Below are 6,160 nucleotides of genomic sequence, written 5' to 3' on the forward strand. Positions count from 1 at the left end.
CCCGCTCACCGCTCGATCGTGCCGGTGCGGCGGATCTTCTTTTGCAACAGAAGGATGCCGTAGAGCAGCGCTTCCGCGCTCGGCGGACAGCCGGGCACATAGATGTCGACCGGCACGACGCGATCGCAGCCGCGCACCACCGAATAGGAATAGTGGTAGTAGCCGCCGCCATTGGCGCAGGAGCCCATCGAGATGACGTAGCGCGGCTCCGGCATCTGGTCGTAGACCTTGCGCAGCGCCGGCGCCATCTTGTTGGTCAGCGTGCCGGCGACGATCATGATATCGGACTGGCGCGGCGAAGCGCGCGGCGCAACGCCGAACCTCTCCGAGTCATAGCGCGGCATCGAGGTATGGATCATCTCGACCGCGCAGCAGGCAAGACCGAAGGTCATGAACATCAGCGAGCCGCTGCGCGCCCAGGTGATCAGCGCCTCGGTCGAGGTGACGAGAAAGCCCTTGTCGGCAAGCTCGTTGTTGATCTCGAGGAAGAAGGGATCATTCGCCCCCACCGGCTTTCCGGTGCTGGGGTCGAGAATGCCTTTTGGCTTCGGCGCGACGAGCGTGCCGGAATTGTCGCTCAATCCCATTCCAGCGCTCCTTTCTTCCATTCATAGGCAAAGCCGATGGTCAGCACCGCCAGAAACACCATCATCGACCAGAAGCCGAGCATGCCGATCTGGCCGAAAGACACTGCCCACGGAAACAGGAAGGCCACTTCCAGATCGAAGATGATGAACAGGATCGACACCAGGTAGAAGCGGATGTCGAACTTCATGCGGGCATCGTCAAACGAGTTGAAGCCGCATTCATAGGCGGAAAGCTTTTCCGGATCGGGATTGCGGTAGGCCACCAGGAAGGGTGCTGCAAGCAGCGCCAGGCCGACGACCAGCGCCACGCCGATGAACAGGACGATGGGCAGGTACGAACTCAACAATGCGTTCATGCTGCAGCTTTCCGTTGGCGGCCAATCCACTCTGATTACAGCACCGGACCCACTTGCGGAAGCGTGACAGTTTAACCACTGAACCGTTTTAGGGGGCTCTATGCTGCAACGCGGCGAGGGTTAGCGCAGGGCTTTCGGTGAAGCAAGTCAAACCTTGTTCAAAACACGGTGCTCGACGGCATATCCGGAAAAACTGGTCCGATCCGCTCCTGTTTGATTTCCTTCACTGTTTACTCCACTTTTCTCTCCTGACATGGATGCCGCCAAAACCCTGCTAGCATGGCGCGGAATCATCGCTCCCACCTTTGGTCAAACGCCGACAGAGTGCCGTCTGCATGAAGGAAAAAATCTCGCTCGCCATGGCCCGGCGCATCGCGCTTGCCGCACAGGGGTTTGCCGATCCTCGCCCTAACGGCACGCCCGATCGCCGCCATCTGGCCCGTGTGCTTGGCCGGACCGGTCTGCTGCAGATCGATTCCGTCAGCGCGGTGGTGCGTGCCCATTATATGCCGCTCTATTCGCGGCTTGGCCCCTACCCGCTCGCCCTGCTCGACAACGCCGCCGTGACGCGCAAGCGCAAAGTCTTCGAATATTGGGCGCACGAAGCCTCCTTTCTGCCGGTCGAGACCTATCCGCTGATGCGCTGGCGCATGGAACGGGCCGAACGTGGCGAGGAAATGTATAACGGGCTGGCCAAGTGGGGCCGCGAGCGCGCCGCCTACATTGAAGATATTTATCGCGAGGTCCTCGAACGCGGCCCGATCGCCGCTTCCGCCCTGGAAGGCCAGAAAGGCTCCGGCGGCTGGTGGGGCTGGAGCGACGCCAAGCACGCTTTCGAATGGCTGTTCTGGGCCGGCCGCATCACCACGGCGTCACGTCGTGGCTTCGAGCGGCTTTATGATCTGCCCCAGCGCGTGCTGCCGCCGGAAATACTTGCCCTGCCGGTGCCCTCGCCTGAGGATGCGCACCGCGAATTGCTGCGCATCTCCGCCCGCGCCCACGGCGTCGCCACAGCAGGCGACCTGCGCGACTATTTCCGCCTCTCTCCCGCTGATATCAAAGGCCGCATCGAGGAACTGGTCGACGGCGGTGATCTTTTGCCGGTTCGGGTCGAAGGCTGGAGCAAGCCCGCCTATCTTCACAAGGACGTTCGTTTTCCGCGCAAGATCGAGGCGCGCGCCTTGCTCGCTCCGTTCGATCCGGTTGTCTTCGAACGGACGCGTACGGAAAGACTGTTCGACTTCCGCTATCGCATCGAGATCTACACCCCTGCTGAAAAGCGCCAATACGGCTATTATGTGCTGCCGTTCCTGCTCGGCGAAAGGATCGTGGCGCGCATCGACCTTAGGGCTGACCGCCGGGCCGGCGTGCTGCGCGTCCATGCCGCCTATGCCGAGCCCGGCGCGCCGCCGCAAACCGCCGCCGAACTTTTTGAGGAATTGCAGTTGATGCAAGGCTGGCTCGGGCTCGAACGCATCGAGGTGACGCCTGCGGGGGATCTGGGCCATGCGCTGGCGGATGTCGCGGTTTCGTGAGGGTTGCCGATGTCGGCGCTGCCCCTCACCTGCCTGCCGGCATCCTCTCCCCGTATAGAGACGGGGAGAGGGACGCTGTCATCGATGGTTTCGCCAATCGCCAGCGTTGCAGGAGGGGGCGCCGCCGTTGCGGCCAGTTCTTTCTCCCCGTCACTATACGGGGAGAAATGCCCGGCAGGGCAATGAGGGGCAGCGCCGACTTCGAAAATTGCTCTGAAGCGTTTTCCCTCGCCGTGTCGGAAGCATGCGTTGACACGACTGCCTCCACAAGCCTAAATCCGGTTCAGACGGTCTCCTCTCGGCAAAGGGAGGAGCCAAGAGGGAATGCGGTGCGAAATCCGATTTCAAATCCGCGGCTGTCCCCGCAACTGTAAGCGACGAGCCAAGGCCGATAACCACTGGGAAAATCCCGGGAAGGCGGCACCAAGGCGATGACCCGCGAGCCAGGAGACCTGCCGTCTAGGACATAAGAATCCGATCGCCTGGCGGGTTTTCCGGGCAAGGAGCCTGATTTGGAACGCGACAGCAGTTTTTCGGCTGAGACAGCGGGCGTATTGTCCGGCGATGATGATGCTCTGGCCGACGTCACCGTGATCGTCTGCGCCTCCTGCCGTGACGAGACCGGCTCCGACGGCCATCCCCGCGCCGGCGAATTGTTGGCCGAAGATACGCGCCGCGCCGCCTCGGGCGAAAACATCCGTATCCGCAGCGTCGAATGCCTCGGCAACTGCAAGCGCCGCCTCAGCGCCGCTATCCTGCGCGACGGCTGCTGGAGCTATGTCTTCGGCGACTTGACCGCGACCAGCGGCGCCGATCTCATCACCGGCGCAAGACTCTTCGCCACCTCGACCGACGGCCTCATGCCATGGCGCGGCCGCCCCGATTGCCTGAAGCGCGGCCTCGTTGCCCGCATCCCTCCCCTCGACCTTTTGAAGGACCAGATATGACCACTTCCGTCTCGCGCGTGCCCTGCACCGTCGTCACCGGCTTCCTCGGCGCCGGCAAGACGACGCTGATCCGCCATCTGCTCGAAAACGCTGGCGGCAAGCGGCTGGCCATCATCGTCAACGAGTTCGGCGACATCGGCATCGATGGCGAGATTCTTAAGGGATGCGGCATCGACACCTGCCCTGAGGAAAACATCGTCGAGCTGGCCAATGGCTGCATCTGCTGCACCGTCGCCGACGATTTCGTCCCGGCGCTCGACCAGATCCTGTCGCTGACGCCCAGGGTCGACCATATCCTGATCGAAACCTCCGGGCTGGCCCTGCCCAAGCCGCTGGTCCAGGCCTTCCAGTGGCCGACGGTGAAGAGCCGGGTGACGGTCGACGGCGTCATTGCCGTGGTCGACGGACCGGCGCTGGCCGAAGGCCGCGTTGCCAACGACATGGACGCCCTGCAGGCGCAGCGCGCGCAGGACGAGACGCTCGACCACGACGATCCGGTCGAGGAGGTGTTCGAGGACCAGCTCGCCTGCGCCGACCTGATCATATTGTCGAAGAGCGACCTGATGGACGCCGCCGGCTCGGCCCGCGCCAATGCCGTCATCGGCAAGCACGCCGCCCGCGCGGTGAAGATCGTGCCGACCTCGCAGGGCAAGGTCGATCCCTCCGTGCTGCTCGGCCTCGGCCTTGCCGTCGAGGACGACATCGAGAACCGCAAGACCCACCACGACGACGAGCTCGATCACGAGCATGACGATTTCGACTCGTTCGTCATCGACATTCCGTCGATCGCCAATCCCGATGAGCTGGCTTTGCGTGTCGCCACGGCGGCGGAGGAAGAAAACGTGCTGCGCGTAAAAGGCTTCGTCGAGGTCGGCGGCAAGCCGATGCGACTGTTGCTGCAGGCTGTCGGGCCGCGCGTCAACCACTACTACGACCGCGCCTGGACTGCCGACGACGACCGCCGCTCGCGCCTCGTCGTCATCGGCCTGAAAGGGCTGAACCGCCCGGCCATCGAGCGTATTCTCGCCGGCTGACCTCAGGCACGAGCCGCTATGCACATCCTCACCACCACATCCGCCTCGCTCGACGATCTCGCCGAGCCTGTCGATCTCAGGCAGACGCCTGCGGATGTCGTGGCGCTGTCCTTCACCGACAGCGACCTGGCCGGGCTGGCGGCGGCGTGGCAGGCGGACGCGGATCGGCTGCCGTCGATGCGGCTGGCGGCTCTACGTGACCTGCGCCATCCGATGTCAGTAGACCTCTGGATCGACAGCGTCGCCCGGCACGCCAGGGTTGTTCTGGTTCGCATCCTCGGCGGTTACGACTGGTGGCGCTATGGCTGCGACCAGCTCGCCTCGACCGCCCGCGCGCACGGCATAAAACTGGCGCTGCTGCCCGGCGAATGCCGCGACGAGGATTTGCGGCTGATCGAAGGCTCGACGCTGCCGCGCCAGGAGCTCGACGGCCTGCTCGGCTATTTCCGCGAAGGCGGCCCGGAGAATATGACGGCGCTGGTGCGGAGGCTGGCAAGTCTCGCCGGATCAGACGTGGCGGTCGCGGAGCCGGTTGTCGTGCCGAAGGCGGGATTTTATGAGCCGGGATTGGGGGGCGTAGAAAGACCGGACTTTTCAAATGCCGGCGTTCCTTCGCGCCCCCCTCTGTCCTGCCGGACATCTCCCCCACTTGGGGGGAGATTAGCCGTCACTGACCGCATCGCGAATTCTGTAACGTCTAACGTTGACAACAGCGTCGATGACGGGGCGATCTCCCCCCTTGTGGGGGAGATGTCCGGCAGGACAGAGGGGGGCGCGAAGGAACGCGGCCTTGCAGCCATAGAATCCGCCCCCATCATCCCCATTCTCTTCTACCGCTCGATGCTGCTCGCCGCCGACGTCGCGCCGATCGACGCATTGTTTGAAGCGCTGCGGCAGCGCGGCATGGCCCCCGTGCCGATCTTCGTCTCCAGCCTCAAGGACCCGGCCTCGCTCGCCTTTGTCGAAACCGCGCTTGCCACGCTACACCCTGCCGCCATCATCACCGCGACCGCCTTCGCCTCGGGTGCTGAGCCCGGCGTCGAAACCCCGTTCGACCGCGCCGGCGTTCCTGTCTTCCAGGTCATCGTCGCGACGACACGCCGCGATATCTGGCAAGACAACCAGCGCGGCCTGGCGCCCGCCGACCTCGCCATGCATGTCGTCCTGCCTGAACTCGACGGCCGCATCCTTGCGGGCGCCGTTTCCTTCAAGGGCGAAAGCGAGGTCGATCCCGCATTGGCTTTCCGCGCCTTCGCCAACCGGCCGGAGCCGGACCGCGTCGCCCAGGTGGCGAACCGTGTCGAGGCGTTCGTGCGCCTGCAGCGCACGCCGAGCGAAAAGCGCAAGCTCGCCATCCTGATCCCCGACTATCCGAGCGCCCCCGGCCGCACCGGCTACGCCGTCGGCCTCGACGTGCCGTCCAGCGTGCTGGCGATGCTGCACGACCTGAGCGAACAGGGCTACGTCGTTGAAGGGATTCCGCAAACGCCGCGTGCATTGCTGGAGATGCTGGAGTCGGTCGATCAAGGGTTGGCATTGAAGGAGTATCTGACCTTCTCGAAGGAATTGCCTGCTGAGGCAATGGCTGTGGTAGAGGCCGCATGGGGGAATGCTGAAGATGAGACAGGTTGGTGCGAGGCACCCCCCTCTGTCCTGCCGGACATGTCCGGCAGGACAGAGGGGGGTGCCTCGCACCAACCT

The 6,160-nt window shown here is 64.0% G+C and carries 6 protein-coding genes and 1 riboswitch; of the genes, 4 read left to right on the forward strand and 2 right to left on the reverse strand.

What is annotated here, in order from left to right; translation table 11 throughout:
• Nucleotides 1-5: 5 nt before the first annotated feature.
• Nucleotides 6-587 (reverse strand): NuoB/complex I 20 kDa subunit family protein, encoded by a 582-nt coding sequence (locus AC0L2C_RS29290; protein ID WP_027156092.1) that lies wholly within the window; start codon nt 585-587, stop codon nt 6-8.
• On the reverse strand, nt 578-943 hold the full coding sequence (locus AC0L2C_RS29295; protein WP_128166995.1) for an NADH-quinone oxidoreductase subunit A: 366 nt from the start codon (nt 941-943) through the stop codon (nt 578-580). The genes AC0L2C_RS29290 and AC0L2C_RS29295 overlap by 10 nt, the downstream gene beginning before the upstream one ends.
• Before the next feature lie 335 nt (nt 944-1,278).
• On the opposite strand from AC0L2C_RS29295, the gene AC0L2C_RS29300 reads away from it, so the two are divergent.
• The 4 genes from AC0L2C_RS29300 to AC0L2C_RS29315 form a co-directional block, all read left to right on the forward strand.
• Entirely contained in the window at nt 1,279-2,478 is a 1,200-nt protein-coding gene (locus AC0L2C_RS29300) for a winged helix-turn-helix domain-containing protein (RefSeq protein WP_473525070.1), read from the forward strand.
• 271 nt (nt 2,479-2,749) lie between these two features.
• Nucleotides 2,750-2,952: riboswitch (cobalamin riboswitch) on the forward strand.
• Between the two features lie 38 nt (nt 2,953-2,990).
• Nucleotides 2,991-3,425, forward strand: coding sequence for a DUF1636 family protein (locus AC0L2C_RS29305; protein WP_287237307.1), 435 nt, complete (start codon nt 2,991-2,993; stop codon nt 3,423-3,425).
• The gene (cobW, locus tag AC0L2C_RS29310; RefSeq protein ID WP_287237305.1) at nt 3,422-4,459 is read left to right on the forward strand and encodes a cobalamin biosynthesis protein CobW; all 1,038 of its coding nucleotides are present in this window, start codon (nt 3,422-3,424) and stop codon (nt 4,457-4,459) included. The genes AC0L2C_RS29305 and cobW overlap by 4 nt, the downstream gene beginning before the upstream one ends.
• Nucleotides 4,460-4,477: 18 nt before the next feature.
• A partial coding sequence (locus AC0L2C_RS29315; RefSeq protein WP_473525071.1) for a cobaltochelatase subunit CobN occupies nt 4,478-6,160 on the forward strand: 1,683 nt, incomplete at its 3' end.

The organism is Mesorhizobium sp. WSM4845 (genome assembly GCF_055811455.1).

Coding starts and splice junctions, on each gene's coding strand:
- AC0L2C_RS29300 (WP_473525070.1), top strand. CDS start 1,279: ATGAAGGAAAAAATCTCGCTCGCCATGGCCCGGCGCATCGCGCTTGCC.
- cobW (WP_287237305.1), top strand. CDS start 3,422: ATGACCACTTCCGTCTCGCGCGTGCCCTGCACCGTCGTCACCGGCTTC.
- AC0L2C_RS29290 (WP_027156092.1), bottom strand. CDS start 587: ATGGGATTGAGCGACAATTCCGGCACGCTCGTCGCGCCGAAGCCAAAA.
- AC0L2C_RS29295 (WP_128166995.1), bottom strand. CDS start 943: ATGAACGCATTGTTGAGTTCGTACCTGCCCATCGTCCTGTTCATCGGC.